The sequence below is a fragment of the Streptomyces sp. YIM S03343 genome (assembly GCF_054729195.1).
Map to the genome: position 1 here is coordinate 207,848 of NZ_JBPUKX010000003.1, position 15,223 is coordinate 223,070.

Annotated in this window: 16 protein-coding genes; 7 read left to right on the forward strand and 9 right to left on the reverse strand. The window is 68.2% G+C overall.

The window, feature by feature from the left end:
• Window positions 1-127 precede the first annotated feature (127 nt).
• The 5 genes from ACSYGN_RS41085 to ACSYGN_RS41105 form a co-directional block, all read right to left on the reverse strand.
• Window positions 128-1,180 (reverse strand): 2-oxoacid:ferredoxin oxidoreductase subunit beta, encoded by a 1,053-nt coding sequence (locus tag ACSYGN_RS41085; RefSeq protein ID WP_460406044.1) that lies wholly within the window; start codon window positions 1,178-1,180, stop codon window positions 128-130.
• Entirely contained in the window at window positions 1,170-3,038 is a 1,869-nt protein-coding gene (locus ACSYGN_RS41090; RefSeq protein ID WP_460406046.1) for a 2-oxoacid:acceptor oxidoreductase subunit alpha, read from the reverse strand. Before ACSYGN_RS41090 ends, ACSYGN_RS41085 begins: the two co-directional genes overlap by 11 nt.
• Window positions 3,039-3,060: 22 nt before the next feature.
• Complete coding sequence (locus tag ACSYGN_RS41095) at window positions 3,061-4,296, reverse strand: methylmalonyl-CoA mutase family protein (protein WP_460406048.1); 1,236 nt, start codon at window positions 4,294-4,296, stop codon at window positions 3,061-3,063.
• Between the two features lie 71 nt (window positions 4,297-4,367).
• Window positions 4,368-4,853: a TrmO family methyltransferase domain-containing protein gene (locus ACSYGN_RS41100; RefSeq protein WP_460406050.1), complete on the reverse strand. Its 486-nt coding sequence runs from the start codon at window positions 4,851-4,853 to the stop codon at window positions 4,368-4,370.
• Between the two features lie 38 nt (window positions 4,854-4,891).
• Window positions 4,892-6,277 (reverse strand): Tat pathway signal protein, encoded by a 1,386-nt coding sequence (locus ACSYGN_RS41105; RefSeq protein WP_460406052.1) that lies wholly within the window; start codon window positions 6,275-6,277, stop codon window positions 4,892-4,894.
• A gap of 141 nt (window positions 6,278-6,418) precedes the next feature.
• On the opposite strand from ACSYGN_RS41105, the gene ACSYGN_RS41110 reads away from it, so the two are divergent.
• The 3 genes from ACSYGN_RS41110 to ACSYGN_RS41120 all read left to right on the forward strand — a co-directional run bounded on the left by ACSYGN_RS41110 (window position 6,419) and on the right by ACSYGN_RS41120 (window position 8,550).
• The gene (locus ACSYGN_RS41110) at window positions 6,419-6,901 is read left to right on the forward strand and encodes an ATP-binding protein (RefSeq protein WP_460406054.1); all 483 of its coding nucleotides are present in this window, start codon (window positions 6,419-6,421) and stop codon (window positions 6,899-6,901) included.
• A gap of 59 nt (window positions 6,902-6,960) precedes the next feature.
• Window positions 6,961-7,989, forward strand: coding sequence for a S66 family peptidase (locus tag ACSYGN_RS41115; protein ID WP_460406056.1), 1,029 nt, complete (start codon window positions 6,961-6,963; stop codon window positions 7,987-7,989).
• An 81-nt stretch (window positions 7,990-8,070) separates the two neighbouring features.
• A complete protein-coding gene (locus tag ACSYGN_RS41120) occupies window positions 8,071-8,550 on the forward strand; it encodes a hypothetical protein (RefSeq protein WP_460406058.1) in 480 nt (159 codons plus the stop codon).
• 141 nt (window positions 8,551-8,691) lie between these two features.
• Here the strand turns inward: ACSYGN_RS41120 and ACSYGN_RS41125 are convergent, their stop codons facing one another.
• Window positions 8,692-9,138 (reverse strand): SUKH-3 domain-containing protein, encoded by a 447-nt coding sequence (locus ACSYGN_RS41125; RefSeq protein WP_460406060.1) that lies wholly within the window; start codon window positions 9,136-9,138, stop codon window positions 8,692-8,694.
• Window positions 9,139-9,186: 48 nt separating this feature from the next.
• Here ACSYGN_RS41125 and ACSYGN_RS41130 point away from each other — a divergent pair, with 48 nt between their 5' ends.
• From ACSYGN_RS41130 to ACSYGN_RS41140, 3 genes are all read left to right on the forward strand, one after another.
• Entirely contained in the window at window positions 9,187-9,837 is a 651-nt protein-coding gene (locus tag ACSYGN_RS41130; RefSeq protein WP_460406062.1) for a DinB family protein, read from the forward strand.
• A gap of 91 nt (window positions 9,838-9,928) precedes the next feature.
• On the forward strand, window positions 9,929-10,294 hold the full coding sequence (locus ACSYGN_RS41135; RefSeq protein ID WP_460406064.1) for an ArsR/SmtB family transcription factor: 366 nt from the start codon (window positions 9,929-9,931) through the stop codon (window positions 10,292-10,294).
• 45 nt (window positions 10,295-10,339) lie between these two features.
• The gene (locus ACSYGN_RS41140; RefSeq protein WP_460406066.1) at window positions 10,340-10,765 is read left to right on the forward strand and encodes an arsenate reductase ArsC; all 426 of its coding nucleotides are present in this window, start codon (window positions 10,340-10,342) and stop codon (window positions 10,763-10,765) included.
• A gap of 18 nt (window positions 10,766-10,783) precedes the next feature.
• On the opposite strand, the gene ACSYGN_RS41145 is transcribed toward ACSYGN_RS41140, so the two are convergent.
• Window positions 10,784-11,326 carry a polysaccharide biosynthesis/export family protein gene (locus ACSYGN_RS41145; RefSeq protein ID WP_460406068.1) on the reverse strand — a complete coding sequence of 181 codons (543 nt, stop codon included), beginning with the start codon at window positions 11,324-11,326 and terminating at the stop codon, window positions 10,784-10,786.
• 432 nt (window positions 11,327-11,758) lie between these two features.
• Between ACSYGN_RS41145 and ACSYGN_RS41150 the strand changes: the two genes are divergently transcribed.
• A complete protein-coding gene (locus tag ACSYGN_RS41150; RefSeq protein WP_460406070.1) occupies window positions 11,759-13,408 on the forward strand; it encodes an MFS transporter in 1,650 nt (549 codons plus the stop codon).
• 117 nt (window positions 13,409-13,525) lie between these two features.
• Here ACSYGN_RS41150 and ACSYGN_RS41155 read toward each other — a convergent pair whose 3' ends face one another.
• Window positions 13,526-14,311, reverse strand: a complete 786-nt coding sequence (locus ACSYGN_RS41155) for a TetR/AcrR family transcriptional regulator (protein ID WP_460406072.1) — start codon at window positions 14,309-14,311, stop codon at window positions 13,526-13,528.
• Between the two features lie 154 nt (window positions 14,312-14,465).
• Complete coding sequence (locus tag ACSYGN_RS41160; protein WP_460406074.1) at window positions 14,466-15,173, reverse strand: TetR family transcriptional regulator; 708 nt, start codon at window positions 15,171-15,173, stop codon at window positions 14,466-14,468.
• Window positions 15,174-15,223: the final 50 nt, after the last annotated feature.

Genomic DNA, 15,223 nt, shown 5'->3' on the forward strand with positions numbered 1-15,223 from the left:
TCGTGGCTGCAGTTTAGGAAGGCATATGCGCGCCATGGGTACGCGCAACGCTGTCCACTGGCTGCACGGCAGGAAGTACCAGAGGGGAAGCGTCCGGTCGCGGGCGGGCGTGGCGTCCCGCGCGCCATCAGCCGACGACGGTCCAGGTGTCGTTGCCCCTGAGCAGGAGCGACAGGTCCCCCTTTCCGAACTGCTCGATAGAAGCGTCGAGTTGGTCTGCCATCTGGGTGTCGTATACAGCCCGTTCGACGGACCGGAAGACACCGATGGGCGTGCGGTGCAGGGTGTCGGGGTCGGCGAGCCGCGACAGTGCGAAGGCGGTGGCCGGGGAGGCGGCATGCGCGTCGTGGACGAGAACCCGCCCCTCGTTCTCGGGTGTCACGTCGATGACTTCGAGGTCGCCTGTGGTGCTGTTGCGTACGACCCCTTTCGCCCCGTCGGCCCCGAACCGGACGGGCTGCCCGTGCTCCAGCCGGATCAGTGTCTCCGGGGCGCGCTGCTTGTCCTTGAGGGCGTCGAAGGCGCCGTCGTTGAAGATGTTGCAGTTCTGGTAGATCTCGACGAGCGCGGTACCGGGGTGGGCGGCGGCCCGGCGCAGGGTGTCGCTGAGGTGCCCCCGATCGGAGTCGATCGTACGGGCGACGAAGGAGGCTTCGGCGCCGAGGGCGAGGGACACCGGGTTGAAGGGGGCGTCCAGCGAGCCCATCGGGGTCGACTTGGTGATCTTGCCGACCTCGGAGGTGGGGCTGTACTGGCCCTTGGTGAGGCCGTAGATCCGGTTGTTGAAGAGCAGGATCTTGAGGTTGACGTTGCGGCGCAGGGCGTGGATGAGGTGGTTGCCGCCGATGGACAGCGCGTCGCCGTCACCGGTGACGACCCAGACGGACAGATCACGCCGGGAGGTGGCCAGCCCGGTGGCGATGGCGGGGGCACGCCCGTGCACGGAGTGCATCCCGTACGTGTTCATGTAGTACGGGAAACGGGACGAGCACCCGATCCCGGAGACGAACACGATGTTCTCGCGGGCGAGCCCGAGTTCGGGCATGAACCCCTGCACGGCGGCGAGGATGGCGTAGTCGCCGCAGCCGGGGCACCAGCGCACCTCCTGATCGGTCTTGAAGTCCTTCATGGAGAGCGCGGCCTCGGCCCTGGGCACGAGGGACAGTGTCTCAGGGGGCATCGGTGATCTCCCTCAGTGCGTGGGTGAGCTGGTCCGCCTTGAACGGCATGCCGTTGACCTGGTTGTAGGAGTGGGCGTCGACCAGGTACGTCGCCCGGATGAGGGTGGCGAGCTGGCCGAGGTTCATCTCGGGGATCACCACCTGGTCGTAGCTGGTGAGGACCGTGTCGAGGTTGCGGGGGAAGGGGTTGAGGTGCCGCAGATGCGCCTGCGCGATCGGCACACCCTCCCGCCGCAGACTCCGCACGGCCGCGGTGATCGGCCCGTAGGTCGAACCCCACCCGAGGACAAGGGTGTTGGCCTGGTCCGGGTCGTCGACGACGAGATCGGGTACGTCGATGCCGTCGACCTTGGCCTGGCGGGTGCGGACCATGAAGTCGTGGTTGGCGGGATCGTAGGAGATGTTGCCGGTTCCGTCCTGCTTCTCGATGCCGCCGATACGGTGCTCCAGCCCCGGGGTGCCGGGGACGGCCCAGGGCCGGGCGAGGGTCTGCGGATCACGCTTGAACGGCCAGAAGACCTCGGTCCCGTCCTCGGTGGTGTGATTGGGCCCGGTGGCGAACTGCACGCGCAGATCGGGGAGTTCGTCGGGCTCCGGGATGCGCCAGGGTTCGGAGCCGTTGGCCAGGTAACCGTCGGAGAGGAGGAAGACGGGGGTGCGGTAGGTGAGCGCGATGCGGGCGGCTTCGATCGCCGCGTCGAAGCAGTCGGCGGGGGTGCGGGGCGCGACGACGGGTACGGGGGCCTCGCCGTTGCGGCCGTACATGGCCTGGAGGAGATCGGCCTGCTCGGTCTTGGTGGGCAGACCGGTGGAGGGCCCGCCGCGCTGAATGTCAACAATGACAAGCGGCAGTTCGAGCGAGACGGCGAGCCCGATGGTCTCGCTCTTGAGCGCCACACCGGGCCCGGAGGTCGTGGTCACGGCGAGCGAGCCGCCGAAGGCCGCGCCGAGCGCGGCGCCGATGCCGGCGATCTCGTCCTCGGCCTGGAAGGCGCGCACGCCGAAGTTCTTGTGACGGGACAGCTCATGGAGGATGTCCGAGGCCGGAGTGATGGGGTACGACCCGAGATAGAGCGGCAGATCGGCCTGTCGGCTGGCGGCGATGAGGCCGTAGGCAAGGGCGAGGTTGCCGGAGATGTTGCGGTAGGTACCGACAGGGAACGCCTTCGCCGCCGGGGCCACTTGATAGGAGACGGCGAAGTCCTCCGTCGTCTCACCAAAGTTCCAACCGGCCCGGAACGCGGCGATGTTGGCGGCGGCGATGCCGGGCTTGTTGGCGAACTTGGCCTTGAGGAACTTCTCGGTCCCCTCCGTCGGCCGGTGATACATCCAGCTCAACAGCCCGAGCGCGAACATGTTCTTGCACCGGACGGCATCCCGCCGCGAGAGCCCGGAATCTTTGAGCGCCTCGACGGTGAGGGTGGTGAGCGGTACGGGATGCAGCCGGTACCGCTCGAGGGACCCGTCCTCCAGCGGGCTGACGGGATAGCCGACCTTGAGCATGGCCCGCTTGCTGAACTCGTCGGTGTCGAGGATGACTTCGCCACCGGCCCGGAGATCGCCGATGTTGGCCCTGAGGGCGGCGGGGTTCATGGCGACGAGGACGTCGGGTGCATCGCCGGGGGTGAGGATGTCGTGGTCGGCGAAGTGCAGCTGGAAGGAGGAGACACCGGGGAGGGTACCGGCGGGAGCGCGGATCTCGGCGGGGAAGTCGGGCAGGGTGGACAGGTCATTGCCGAACGACGCGGTTTCGGAGGTGAAACGGTCACCGGTGAGCTGCATACCGTCACCGGAGTCTCCGGCGAACCGGATGACGACCCGGTCGACTCGGCGGACGTTCTTGGTTTCCAGAGGCATGGGTGTCGGCTCCTGTCAGTGGCTAACCGGGGGCGTTGAAGGGCTCCTTGGACGCGGGTTCGGGTTCGCGGACGGAGGCGTCGATGAGCGGAACCTCGTACCCTCGAACCCCGTACGCGCGAACCTCGTACGCGCTCGGGCTGTCCGGGGCAAGGCACTCGCCCCACACATCACGCAGGGCACCGCTCGCCTCGCCGAGGGTGGCCCCGGCGGCGAGAGCATCCTTGAGCGGATAGAGAACGTTGCCATTCCCCCCGGCGGCCGACCGCACCGAGGCAAGCGCCTGATCGACACGCGGCCCGTACCGCCAGGCCCGCACCTTGGCGAGCCGCTCGCCCTGCCGCACGGCGACGGCGGATCCGCCGCGGAACTGGTCCCCCGGTACGTCGACAGCCCCCAGAATGCCGCCTTCCCACCCGATCTCATGGCGCTGGAGGCCGAGTTCGACAGCGGCGGCGGCACCCCCCAGCGCCTCGACCCGGTCCAGCAGTCCGACGATCCCGGCGTCGATCCCATCCCCGACGAGGAAGCGCGGCAGCCAGGCACCGGGCACCCCGGGCCACCGCACACCGAACTGCTCCTTCATCACCCGGGCCCAGACCCGCCGCCCCGCCCGGAAGGTGAGCAGGGAGGCGAACTCCTCCACATCCAGCCCGGCTCGGGTGGCGGTACGGACGTACTCGATCCCGTTGGCGAGGACGAACGCGGCTTCCTGCACGGGCGAGGCCCCGGCGCGCACCAGCCGGTGGCCGGTGAGGGAGATGGGCCGCCAGCGGGGCAACTCGGCGTGGCAGTAGGCGAAGAGGTCAGCGGTGAGCCGCAGCGAGGGCCCGATCGGAAACAGCCCACGGCCACGCACGATGAACTCGGTGAGGATGTCGTTGCGAACGGCCCCGCGCAGCCGCTCACCGGGCACTCCTTGCTCCTCCGCAACAAGCTGATACAGAAGCAGCAGCAGAGCGGCGGGCCCATCGGCGGTGAGGTAGACCGAGACCTTCTCGAGCGGCACCCCGCCGAAAAGAACCCGCATGTCGTCAAGGGAGTCGACGGCGACCCCGGCCCGACCGACCTCCCCGGTGGCGGTCGGGGAGTCGGAGTCGTACCCGAGCTGGGTGGGCAGATCGAACCCGGCCGACAGCACGGTGGCACCGCCCCCGGCCAACTGCCGGTAGCGGGCGTTGTACTGCGCGGCCGAGGCGACGACAACGCCCCCCGAAACCCCGCCACCGAAGAACTCCCCTGCTCTGACCCGTTCCACCAGGGAAGAGTGACGGCCACCCCTAAAGGCAGACCAGCGGCGGCGCTCAGCTCAGCGGACGGAGGCCCAAGTCACCGTTCGGAAGCGTCGCGCCAGTAGTCCTTCAGCATCTCGCCGGGCCAGGAGGGCTGCGCGACAGGACCGCGCGGGAGCATCTGCTCGAAGACCGCCACCAGATCGACGACGAGCGTGCCGTCGTCCGCGTCGAGGTCGGTGACATGCAGGTCGCGTCCCTCGACACGAAGCAGCCGTGGGAAAGAGGTCGCGAGCCGGGCCGGCCGCCGATGGTTGTGGTGCACGAAGGTGCCCGTGGCGGGCCAGAGCGGGTTGTCGCGAGGGCTGCGAGCATGCAGTGCGACATCGTGTGGGGACCCGAAGTTGAAGAACCAGGTGACTTGGAGGTGCGAGAACTCCTCGATCCCCTGCAAGGTCTCCACCGGATACTCAGGCCGCAGCCGGATGATCGGCTCCACACCACCCTTGAAGTCGTCGAGCCGCCCGGTGTGCCCACCCACGACAGTGGCGATGACAGGCACGTCGATGGACTCAGCAGCCACTGAATTCCCCTTCACCAGCCGTGAAGCCCACGGCGCCGTCAGGCTACGCGTTCGAGTATCGCCCTGGCCCGCTCGTCGATCTCCGCGGCCGCGGTGATCCCCCGGTTCCGGAACGGGGAGAGCACCCTGCGCATGGTGACGACGGCCTCACGCGCTCTGCCCGACTGAACCCCCTCCATGGCACTGAGTGCCTGGCCCCAGGTGGCGCAGGCGGCCTCGACGTTGCCCTGGCGGGCCTGCACCGTGCCCATGTAGCCCAAGGTGACGGCATGGGTCCGGCTGAACCTCTCGGCCTTCCTGGTCAGCACGCTGTTGTGGAATTCACGGAGAGCCCCTTCGAGATCGCCGAGGGTCCACAGGGTGCGCGCGGTCTCATGGGCCAGCGAGGCTCGCTGGAAGAACCACACCCGGTGCGGGTCATCGTCACCGGGCACGGCGGCAGCGAGATCGTCCTCGGCGCGGAGAAGGGCTGCTGTGGCCTCGCGCCGTTGCCCGTCCACGGCAAGGCTCCGCGCATGTACGACGCCGAGCAGCGCACGCTCACGTGGTGTGGCCAGGGTGTACCGCTTCCGGTCGACGGACGCGGTCGCGAGTCTCAGGCCCGCCCCGGTGTGTCCCAGGTCGATCGCCTGATGGGCCATTGCCCGTAGGACATGACCGGCCAGCGCGCCTTCGTCGGCTTCCGCCGCAAGTTTCAGCGCCAGGGTGAAGTAGCGGCGCGCGGCTTCGTGCTCCGAGGCGTCGAAGCTCATCCAGCCGGTGACGTAGACCGCCTCAGAGGCCGCAGCAAGCAAGTGCCTGCGGGTCTCGTCGCTCGCGAAGACACCACCGGCATATCTGGCGACGTCATCGATGATGTAGCGGCGGAGGGCCGTGCGGCCGTCCATTCCGCCATGCCGTTGGTCCCGTTCGGAGAAGAACTCGGTCATCTCCCGGACGGCGGCGACCTCCCCCGCGCCGATGCGTCGGCTGGTCACAGCTGGGCGAGACCTGGCTCTCTCCGGAGCCTGGTCCCACCACTGCTGTCCGGGCAGCACCAGGACACCTGCCGAGTAGGCAGCATCGTGCAGCAGCCTGCGGCGTTCCAAGTCCACGTCGCTTCTCCCCAGATCCACCAGCGCGGTCAAAGTGTCGACACACCATTCGGATACGGGGTCCGTGTCGATTGCCGATTCGGAGAGCCCGATCTCCGCCAGTGTGACGGGGCGTCGCAGCCGACGGGACAACGTCTCACACAAAATGCGCGGCGCCCTGCCCGTGGGACGGGTTCCGGAGATCCACATCGCGATGTGCGAACGGCTCGTGTTGAACAGCTCATTCGCACCGGCCTCGGCAGCAACCCTGACCACCGCCGCTGCGACCTTCGGCTGCGACCAGCCGGTCTCCGCGATCACCACGGCCAGCCTCTCGTTTCTGCGTGCCATCCTTCGTCCCCCGTTCACAAGAGAACGATCTTTGACGGGTTTGACGGCATCGCTGACCTGCCGGGGATACCAACCCGCCGTCATTCACGGTTCGCTCAACGTGACGAAAGCACCATCTGCCGTTGCCCGGGAGGGAACTCGGTGAAGATCAGCCAGACGTGGGACGCCGACATCAGGCCGTTGCCGAGCGCCCCCGAGGACCGGAAGAGCCTGACCCTGGCCGCAGACGACCGCGCTCCCGGCGCGGCACGTTCCTTCACCCGTGGCGTCCTCACCCTGTGGGGACTGGAGGACGTCGTGGACGACGCGGTGCTGATCGTCAGCGAACTCACCACCAACGCTGTACGCCACGGCCAAACCTGCGAAGCCGCCGAGGAAGACTGCTCGACCTCGCAGGCCGAGAGCCGCGAGGGCATCACCCTGACGCTCACGGTCCAGACCGATGTCGTAGCGATCGAGGTTCAGGACAACTCACCGCAGGAACCCGTACAACAGGCTCCCGAGCACTTCACGACCAGCGGGCGCGGCTTGTCTCTCGTATCGTCGATCGCCGAAAGCTGGACCACGTGCCCCACCGAGGACGGAACTGGAAAGCGGGTATCCGCCTTTCTCAAGCGTCCTTGACGGAATGCCCCCGAAAACGCGTTGTCACCCGCCCGGACCCCTGTGCCAGGATCCGGCGCATGCCCATTCGCTACCCGCGCCCCCTGCGTCCCGGTGACCGTGTCGGTGTGACGTCTCCGTCGAGCGGGGTCACGGAGGTGCTGCGTGAGCGGCTGAGTGTCGCCGTCCATGAGGTGGAAGCACGCGGCTACGAGGTCGTGGTCGGGCGGTGCATGGACGGCTCCGGGCACATCAGTGCCCCGGCCGCAGACCGCGCGAGCGAACTGATGTCGATGCTGACCGACCCCACCATCAGGGCAGTTGTGCCACCGTGGGGCGGAGAGACCGCGATCGACCTCGTCCCGCTGCTCGACTGGGACCGGCTCCGTGACGCGGAACCGACCTGGTTCGTGGGGTTCTCCGACATCTCGACCCTCATCACACCGCTGACCCTGCTCACCGGCACGGCGACCGTGCACGGCAACAACCTCATGGACACGCCCTATTGCGTACCCGAAGGGCTGGTGTCATGGCTCGACATCGTCGCCACCCCCGCAGGCCACCGGTTCACGCAGACCCCGCCCGGCCGCCACCGCACCACAGGCTTCGACGACTTCGCCGCCTTCCCCGCCGTACGCGAGTACACCCTCGACTCCCCCGGCACCTGGGCACGACTCGACGCCGACGACGATGTGGAAGCCGAGGGCAGGCTGATCGGGGGCTGCATCGATACGCTGTGCAACCTCGCGGGGACGCGCTACCTCGACGTCACGGACTTCGCGCGCGCCGAATCCCCCGAGGGACTGCTCGTCTATGTGGAGGCCTGCGAGGACAACGCCTTCACCATCTGCCGGAATCTGCACGGCATGAGACTCGCCGGATTCTTCGACCATGCGAACGCGATCCTCGTCGGCCGCACCCGGGCCCCTGACAGCAGCACCCTCACCCAGCACGAGGCCGTCCTCGACGCCCTCGGCCCCTTGAACGTCCCGATCATCGCCGACATCGACTGCGGCCACGTCCCGCCCCACATGCCGATCGTGAACGGCGCCTGCGGGCGCATCGTCCACGCACAGGGCAGAAGCGAGCTGACACAGACACTGACCTGAGGGTCACTCCCCGACGAGGCGACTCCTGGTCACCCTTGTGGGCGATAGCGAGCCAGTGAGTTTTGAAGTAATTTCAAAGTCATGCCGACCGAGAATGCCGCCGTGAACTTCTCCGAGCTGGTGAACAAGAACAAGCAGACGCTTGCCAGGCTGAAGGAAGCACCTCGGCTGCTCCTGCACCGCAGGGACGGCGAGGATCTCGTCCTGACCACGGTGGCGCGGGCTGAGCAGGACCAGACGGTGGTATCCGCCGCCACCCGGATGCTGGCCGCGATGGCGCGCCGGGAGCCCGGCGGTCCAGAACTGCTCCTGGACATACTGCCGGATGCTTTCCCCTGGATTCGTTTCCTGCCCGACCACGACGTCCACGCCTTCGCCGTGGAACTCGTCGACACCATGCGGGCCGCCGACTCCGTAGGCAACAGCGCGTCAGTCGCCCAGATGCTCATCGCCTGGCAGCACACGGCGGAGGCGTACTCGGACCCGGAACTGCTGGCGGCACTGACCCGGGACCACTGCGAGGACTACGGTCCGGTGCCCGATCCGCAGGGCGCCGTGTGAGCGCGGGTCGCGCAGACCGCGCGGCCCCACCGGCACCGGACGGCCACTGCTACGACGGCCCGATCTCCGTCGAGCTCCTGAGACAGCGCTTTCGGATGCCCCGTCCCCTGTGTGGGCCGGGGCATCCAGTCATCCGGAGGATCAATCGCTGCCGTCGTCGAGAGTGATCGGTTTGACGCCGAGGAGGAGATGGACCATCGCTTCCGGCATACGGCCGAAGGATGCCACCCAGGTCTCGACGAGATAGATCTCGCTGTTCTCGTCGATCCCGAGGAAGAAGCGGCCGTGGTCGAGTTCCCCCACCGGGAATATCGACTTTCCCAGTGTTTCGCTCCATTCGGCAAACCGATCCTCCTCCCCCCGGCACAGCATGGGATCAAGCTCAAACGACTGACGCGCACTGCTGATTCCCGGCCCGGAGTTCTCCACGGCAAGCCCCCCGAACTCGGCCAGAAAGGCACTGACCGCCGGATGCCTGCGAAGCCCCTCGCTCTCAAAGGCCGACAGCCACGGCTCTGGGTCGACCCACCGGCCAGGCACCCATCCGGCCTCGCGCAGCACCCGGGTCACTTCGTCGGGGAGAACCACTGCCTACACCACCTCTCTGTCGACCAGATCCTTCGACAGAATGCCCCCATGACCACGTCCGAAGAGAGCACCGCGCACGGCACGACCGGCACGACCGGCACGACCGGCTCATACGACCCCAAGGCCGATCTGCTCCGCTACCTCCAGTCCGCCCGTGACGCCCTGTTGTGGAAGCTGGAGGGGCTCTCCGAGTACGACGTCCGTCGGCCGCATACGCCCACCGGGACGAATCTGCTGGGTCTGGTGAAGCACGTGGCGAGTGTTGAACTCGGGTATCTGGGCGACACGTTCGGACGGCCGTCCGGGGAGTCTTTGCCGTGGTTCGAGGAGAGTGCCGAGGACAACGCGGACATGTGGGCCACCGCCGACGAGTCACGTTCGTCCATCGTGGAGCTCTACCGCCGCGCCTGGGCCCACTCGGACGCGACGATCGACGCACTGCCGCTCGACACGGTCGGCAAGGTGTCCTGGTGGCCCGACGGCAAGGACGAGGTGACCTTGCACCACGCCGTCGTACGGGTGATCGCCGACACCCAGCGGCACGCCGGGCACGCCGACATCATCCGCGAACTCACGGACGGCACCGTGGGGTTGGCCCAGGACAACGACAGCATGGCGCCGGTCGACGAGGGCTGGTGGGAGGACTACCGAGCCCGTCTGGAGCGAGCGGCCAGGGAGGCCGACGAGCGGGACCGGTGAGCGGGACCGGTGAGCGGGACCGGTGAGCGCCGCGGGCCGGTGCGGGGCCCCACACTGGCCCGCCTGGTTCGACATATGTGAACATAGATGTATGTCGAATACCGAGGCGCTGCCGCTGCTCGAGCCCGAGGCGGCCGAGGACGGGGCGGTATGCTGCCCGCCGCTGGCCGAGCGCCCGTTCACCGCGGAGGAGGCCGAGACGGCGGCGCGGATGTTCAAGGCGCTGGGCGATCCGGTACGACTGCGCCTGTTCTCCTCGGTGGCCTCGCACGAGGGCGGCGAGGCATGCGTGTGCGACATCTCCGACGTCGGCGTCTCCCAGCCGACCGTCTCCCACCATCTGAAGAAGCTCAAAGAGGCCGGTCTGCTCTCCTCGGAGCGGCGCGGCACCTGGGTGTACTACCGGGTCGAGCCGCCGGCACTTGCCGCGATGCGGAAGCTGCTGGCGTTCCAGTGACGTGTCGCAGAGAAGCCCCGATTCGCAGAAAGGTCCCGATCTCCGATGCCCCAGAAGCCTTCCGTGCTGTTCGTCTGCATCCACAACGCGGGGCGCTCGCAGATGGCAGCCGCATGGCTGACGCACCTGGCCGGTGACCGTGTGGAGGTCCGCTCGGCGGGCTCGGCCCCGGCCGACCAGGTCAACCCGGCCGCCGTGGAGGCGATGCGCGAGGTCGGTGTCGACATCTCCGCCGAGACCCCGAAGGTCCTCACCGTGGACGCGGTCAAGGAGTCCGACGTCTGCATCACCATGGGCTGCGGCGACACCTGCCCGGTCTTCCCCGGCAAGCGCTACCTGGACTGGCAGTTGGACGACCCGGCCGGCCAGGGCGTCGAGGCGGTACGCCCGATCCGAGACGAGATCAGGAAGCTGGTGGAGGGCCTGATCGAGGAGATCGCATCGGAGGGCCGCCCCGGCACCGCACTGTGATCGCGCAGTCCGCCGGATTCAGGCAAGTTGCACGCGCGTCACGTTGACCAAGGGCTGGGTGAAGAATCCCCCGTCGATGAGTCCCTGCTCGATCTGGTGCTCCGCCTCGAAGAGCAGGCTGTCGCCGACGAGGACACCGCCCAGGAAGGGAATGTTGATGCTTCCCGATCCGTCGACGACGAACGATCCGGAACCCGGGTCCACGGTGCCGTCGGGCGCGAGGAGCCGGACGAAGAGCATGTCCCCGGGCTGGATCTTGTTGTCGAAATCCACCCGCGCGAAACCCAGCGTGAGATTGACCGTGGCAGGGGAAAGGATCCCGTCGGCCACGAACCGATCCTGAATCTCGTCGCGAAGCTCAGGCGTCAGCGCCTTGCCGGTCGCCTGAATCGTGCTGAGGGACGGAATCCGCAGCAGACCGGACGGGTCGACGGGGTACTCATGCGTGAACGCCGTCACCGCACCCGAGGCGTCACGGACCTCCACTTCGACGATCTCGCCGAGGTCCAGAGAGGTATCCGACATGGTCACTCCATTTCCACCGTGCCGCCGTCGAACCACCCGGAGCAGCGTCTCCCAGACCCGACGAAACCCAGATTGACACGACCCTGAAGTCACCAGCGGAACGAATCGCCGCCGGACGCGGATGAACAGGGGGAGCCCGCACCCCAGCCCGCACCCCAGCCCGCACCCAGCTCACACCCCAGCCCGCGACGCCCCGCGTCTCCTCCGACGGGGTGTTCCGGAAGACACCGCAGATCGCCATCCGGTCACGGGGCCGGGCCTTCGGCATCCCAGTCAGTGAGCACTCGGGCACGGTGATCGCACACGACAGTCGAGCGCCATGGGGCACCGCGGTGCCGGACAAGCGTGCCGTCTTCCGCCCTGCGCCCTTCCCACCTGCGCCCAACCCCCACCTCTAGGTGAGTACGTGACACGCGAATGCGTACCTGATACGCTCTGCGTACCGCATACGCCGAGAGGATATGGACGATGGCCATGCCGGAGCTGAAGCCCAAGGCAGGAATGAAGGAGTGGTGCGGCCTGGTGGTGATCGTCCTGGTCACCCTGCTGGTCGCCGTCGATGTGTCGGTCCTAGGATTCGCCATCGCCCCGCTCAGCGAGGACCTCGCGCCCAGCGCCACCCAGCTGCTGTGGATCATGGACATCTACAGTTTCGTGCTGGCCGGCACCCTGGTCACCGTCGGCTGGCTCGGTGACCGCGTCGGCCGCCGCAAGCTGCTGCTGATCGGCGCCGCGATGTTCGGCGTCGCCTCCGCGGGCGCCGCATTCTCCACCAGCCCGGAGATGCTCATCGGCTCGCGGGCCGTGCTGGGCCTGGCCGCGTCGACCCTGACGCCGACCTCCCTCGCGCTGATCCGCAACATGTTCCACGACTCCAAGCAGCGCAAGGCCGCCATAGCCGCCTGGGGCGGCACCCTCACCTCCGGTGCCGCGGTCGGTCCCGTCGTCGGTGGTCTGCTGCTCAACAACTTCTGGTGGGGCTCGGTCTTCCTGATCAACACCCCGGTCATGGTCCTGGTGCTGATCCTCGGACCCGTACTGCTGCCCGAGTACCGCGACCCCGACCGCGGCCGCCTCGACCTGCTCAGCACCATCCTGTCGCTGGCCGGTGTGATGACCCTGATCTACGGCTTCAAGGAGCTGGTCATCAACGGCTACAGCCGCAACGCCGCCATCTCCGCAGGCGTCGGCGCCGTGCTCCTGATCCTCTTCGTCGTCCGCCAGCGCACCGCCGCCGACCCGATGATCAACGTCCGGCTGTTCCGCAACGGCGGGTTCAGCGGTGCCGTCATCACCAACATGATGGTCGCCTTCGCCCTCATGGGCAGCAGCGTCCTCACCAACCAGTACCTCCAGATGGTCCTCGGCTACTCCCCGCTCAAGGCGTCGCTGTGGTCGCTGGCTCCGATGCCCGCCATCGGCGTCGCCGTCGGGCTCGCACCCGTCCTGGGCCGCAAGATCAAGCCCGCGAGGATCATCGGCGGAGCGCTGCTGATCATCGCCGCCGGCTTCGGGATCCTCACCCAGGTCCAGGTCGGCTCCAATGTCGCCGTGCTGCTCACCGGTGTCGGGCTGCTCGCCGGTGGCATGGTCGCCTGCAAGACGCTCGCCGCCGAGATCGTCGTCACCTCCGCCCCGCCGGAGCAGGCAGGTTCCTCCGTCGCCGTCTCCGAGACCTTCACCGAGTTCGGCATCGCCATCGGCTTCGCCACCCTCGGCAGCATCGGCTCCGCCGTATACCGCCACGACATGACCGACGTCGGCCCCGCCGGGGTCTCCGGCTCCGCCCTGCACGCCCTGCGCAACACCGTCGGCGGCGCCGCCGACGTCGCCTCCCACCTCTCCGGCGGCGCGGGCGGGCAACTGATCGCCACCAGCCACGACGCCTTCACCCACGGCATGCAGATCGCCTGCCTCACCGGTGCCGGACTGCTCGCCCTCACCGCCGTACTCGCGGCGTTCCTGCTGCGCAGGACCCCGATCGAGGCGGCCCTGCCCGGCTCCATGGAGGCCGCGCAGGCCCAGGAAGGCGACTACGCCGCCCAGCAGTTCACCCAGTCCGTCGCTCGGGCGGACGGCTCCCCCGCCGACGCCGTCCGGCACATTTCGGTCGCCTAGCGCCACCCCCGGCGACAGGCCGGTTCGAAGAGGTCCCCGAAGAGGTCCCCGAAGAGGTCCGCTCCCGACGTCAGCGTCGGGAGCGGACCTCTCTTCGTGCCTGCCCTGTACGGGAGTTCAGCGGGCCAGCGGGGTCTCCCCGCCATGCGTCCTGATCAGGACCTCGATACCGTCCAGCACGCACCGGAGGCCGAACGTGAAGTCGTCCTCGGCGGCCTCGAACGTGCCGGCGTCCACCAGTTCGCGCACCGCGGGGAAGGACTCGGCGTCGATGAACTTGTCCATCGCCCTGCCGTAGTCCGCCATCAGCTCCGCCTCGCTCTCGCCCAGGCTCGCCATGCCCGCCGACAGCTGCGCGTTGTGACGGACGTAGCCGACCAGCAGCAGCATCACCGACAGCTTCTCGTTCGGCGTCAGACCGGTGCGGCCCAGCGTCCGCAGGCCGCGCTCCAGCCAGTTGAGCTGGCCGGGCTCCAACGGCGGGCCGCCGACGGGGATGTGCACCATCCACGGATGGTGGCGGAAGACCTCAAGGAAAGCCCGCGCCCACTGTTCGAGTCCCGCCCGCCAGTCGCGGTCGCTGTCCGGCAGCTCCGGCGGCATGCCGTACGCCATGTCGACCATCAGGGCCTGGAGTTCGTCCTTGCTCGACACATGCCGGTACAGCGACATCGTCGCGAACTCCAGCCGCTTGGCGACCCGCGCCATGGACAGCGCCCCCAGGCCCTCCTCGTCGGCCAGCTCGATCGCCGCCTGCACGATACGCACGGTACTCAGGCCCGTGCGCCCACCGCGCTGCTCCCGCTCCCGCAGGTCCCACAGCACACCGATGCTGCTGGGCAGCGCCGAGTCGCCGTCGCTGCCTTCACCCGTCCCGGACCGTTCCGGCCGTTCCGCCTTCATACGCTGACTTCCGTCTCTTCCGCCGACCCGACGCGTATCACGATGCGTATCACGCACGCACGTGCGTCCATCGTAAGCGTCAGCGTCGGGGTCGGTTCCGCGCGTGCGGGTACGCAACTCTCACACGCGGCCGACTCGACTACGGCTGAGCACGTCAGCGGGTCGGGGAGGCGCCTTCGAACGAGGTCAGGCCGGTGTCGACGAGCTTGGCCGCGCGGCGGACGTCGGCCGTCACCGCCTCATGGATCTGTGCCGGCGTGCAGGCGCCGTCCAGGTGTTTCCCGAGGCTTTGGAACTGGATCGACCACAGTCCGAGCAGGGCGGTTGCCGCGATCTGTGGTTCCGGGTCGTCCGGGCTCGTGCCGGTGCGCTGGGCCAGCACCTCGGCTGCGACGGTGACGAGCCGGTCGGTCATGTCCCGGTGGTAGGCCCTCAGTGAGGGAGCGGACCTGGTCAGCGCGCCGAAGCGCCTGATCATGGCGGCGGCGTGGATGGGGTCGTCCTGCTCGGCGATCCAGGAGGTCATGGCTCGCAACTCGCCGGAGAGGATCCGCAGCGCCGCCTCGACCGGAGAGTGGTCCGTGTCGGCCAGACCGGCGCGCAGGGCGGCCATCGTGGTCTCGCCCTGGTCCAGGATGAGCGATTCCTTGGTGGGGAAGTAGTTGAAGACCGTCTTCTCCGAGACTCCGCACGCCCGGGCGATCTCTGATACGCGGACAGCGTCGAAGCCGCGCTCCAGGAACATCTCGGTCGCGGTATCGGACAGGCGTTGCCGCAACCGGCGCTTCTTCTGCTCCCGCAGCCCTTCCGCCTCGGGCTCCGCGGCCTGCGGGCGCCATGCCGTCCAGTCCACCGTGCTCATGACGACAGGGTAGTGCAGCAGCAGAATATTTACTGCTACTGTAAATTTTC

Bases quoted from the DNA above. Each gene is read 5' to 3' on its own strand.
- ACSYGN_RS41160 (WP_460406074.1), bottom strand. From the start codon at position 15,173: ATGAGCACGGTGGACTGGACGGCATGGCGCCCGCAGGCCGCGGAGCCC.
- ACSYGN_RS41090 (WP_460406046.1), bottom strand. From the start codon at position 3,038: ATGCCTCTGGAAACCAAGAACGTCCGCCGAGTCGACCGGGTCGTCATC.
- ACSYGN_RS41120 (WP_460406058.1), top strand. From the start codon at position 8,071: ATGCCGACCGAGAATGCCGCCGTGAACTTCTCCGAGCTGGTGAACAAG.
- ACSYGN_RS41105 (WP_460406052.1), bottom strand. From the start codon at position 6,277: ATGGCACGCAGAAACGAGAGGCTGGCCGTGGTGATCGCGGAGACCGGC.
- ACSYGN_RS41085 (WP_460406044.1), bottom strand. From the start codon at position 1,180: ATGCCCCCTGAGACACTGTCCCTCGTGCCCAGGGCCGAGGCCGCGCTC.
- ACSYGN_RS41155 (WP_460406072.1), bottom strand. From the start codon at position 14,311: ATGAAGGCGGAACGGCCGGAACGGTCCGGGACGGGTGAAGGCAGCGAC.
- ACSYGN_RS41115 (WP_460406056.1), top strand. From the start codon at position 6,961: ATGCCCATTCGCTACCCGCGCCCCCTGCGTCCCGGTGACCGTGTCGGT.
- ACSYGN_RS41130 (WP_460406062.1), top strand. From the start codon at position 9,187: ATGACCACGTCCGAAGAGAGCACCGCGCACGGCACGACCGGCACGACC.
- ACSYGN_RS41150 (WP_460406070.1), top strand. From the start codon at position 11,759: ATGGCCATGCCGGAGCTGAAGCCCAAGGCAGGAATGAAGGAGTGGTGC.
- ACSYGN_RS41140 (WP_460406066.1), top strand. From the start codon at position 10,340: ATGCCCCAGAAGCCTTCCGTGCTGTTCGTCTGCATCCACAACGCGGGG.
- ACSYGN_RS41135 (WP_460406064.1), top strand. From the start codon at position 9,929: ATGTCGAATACCGAGGCGCTGCCGCTGCTCGAGCCCGAGGCGGCCGAG.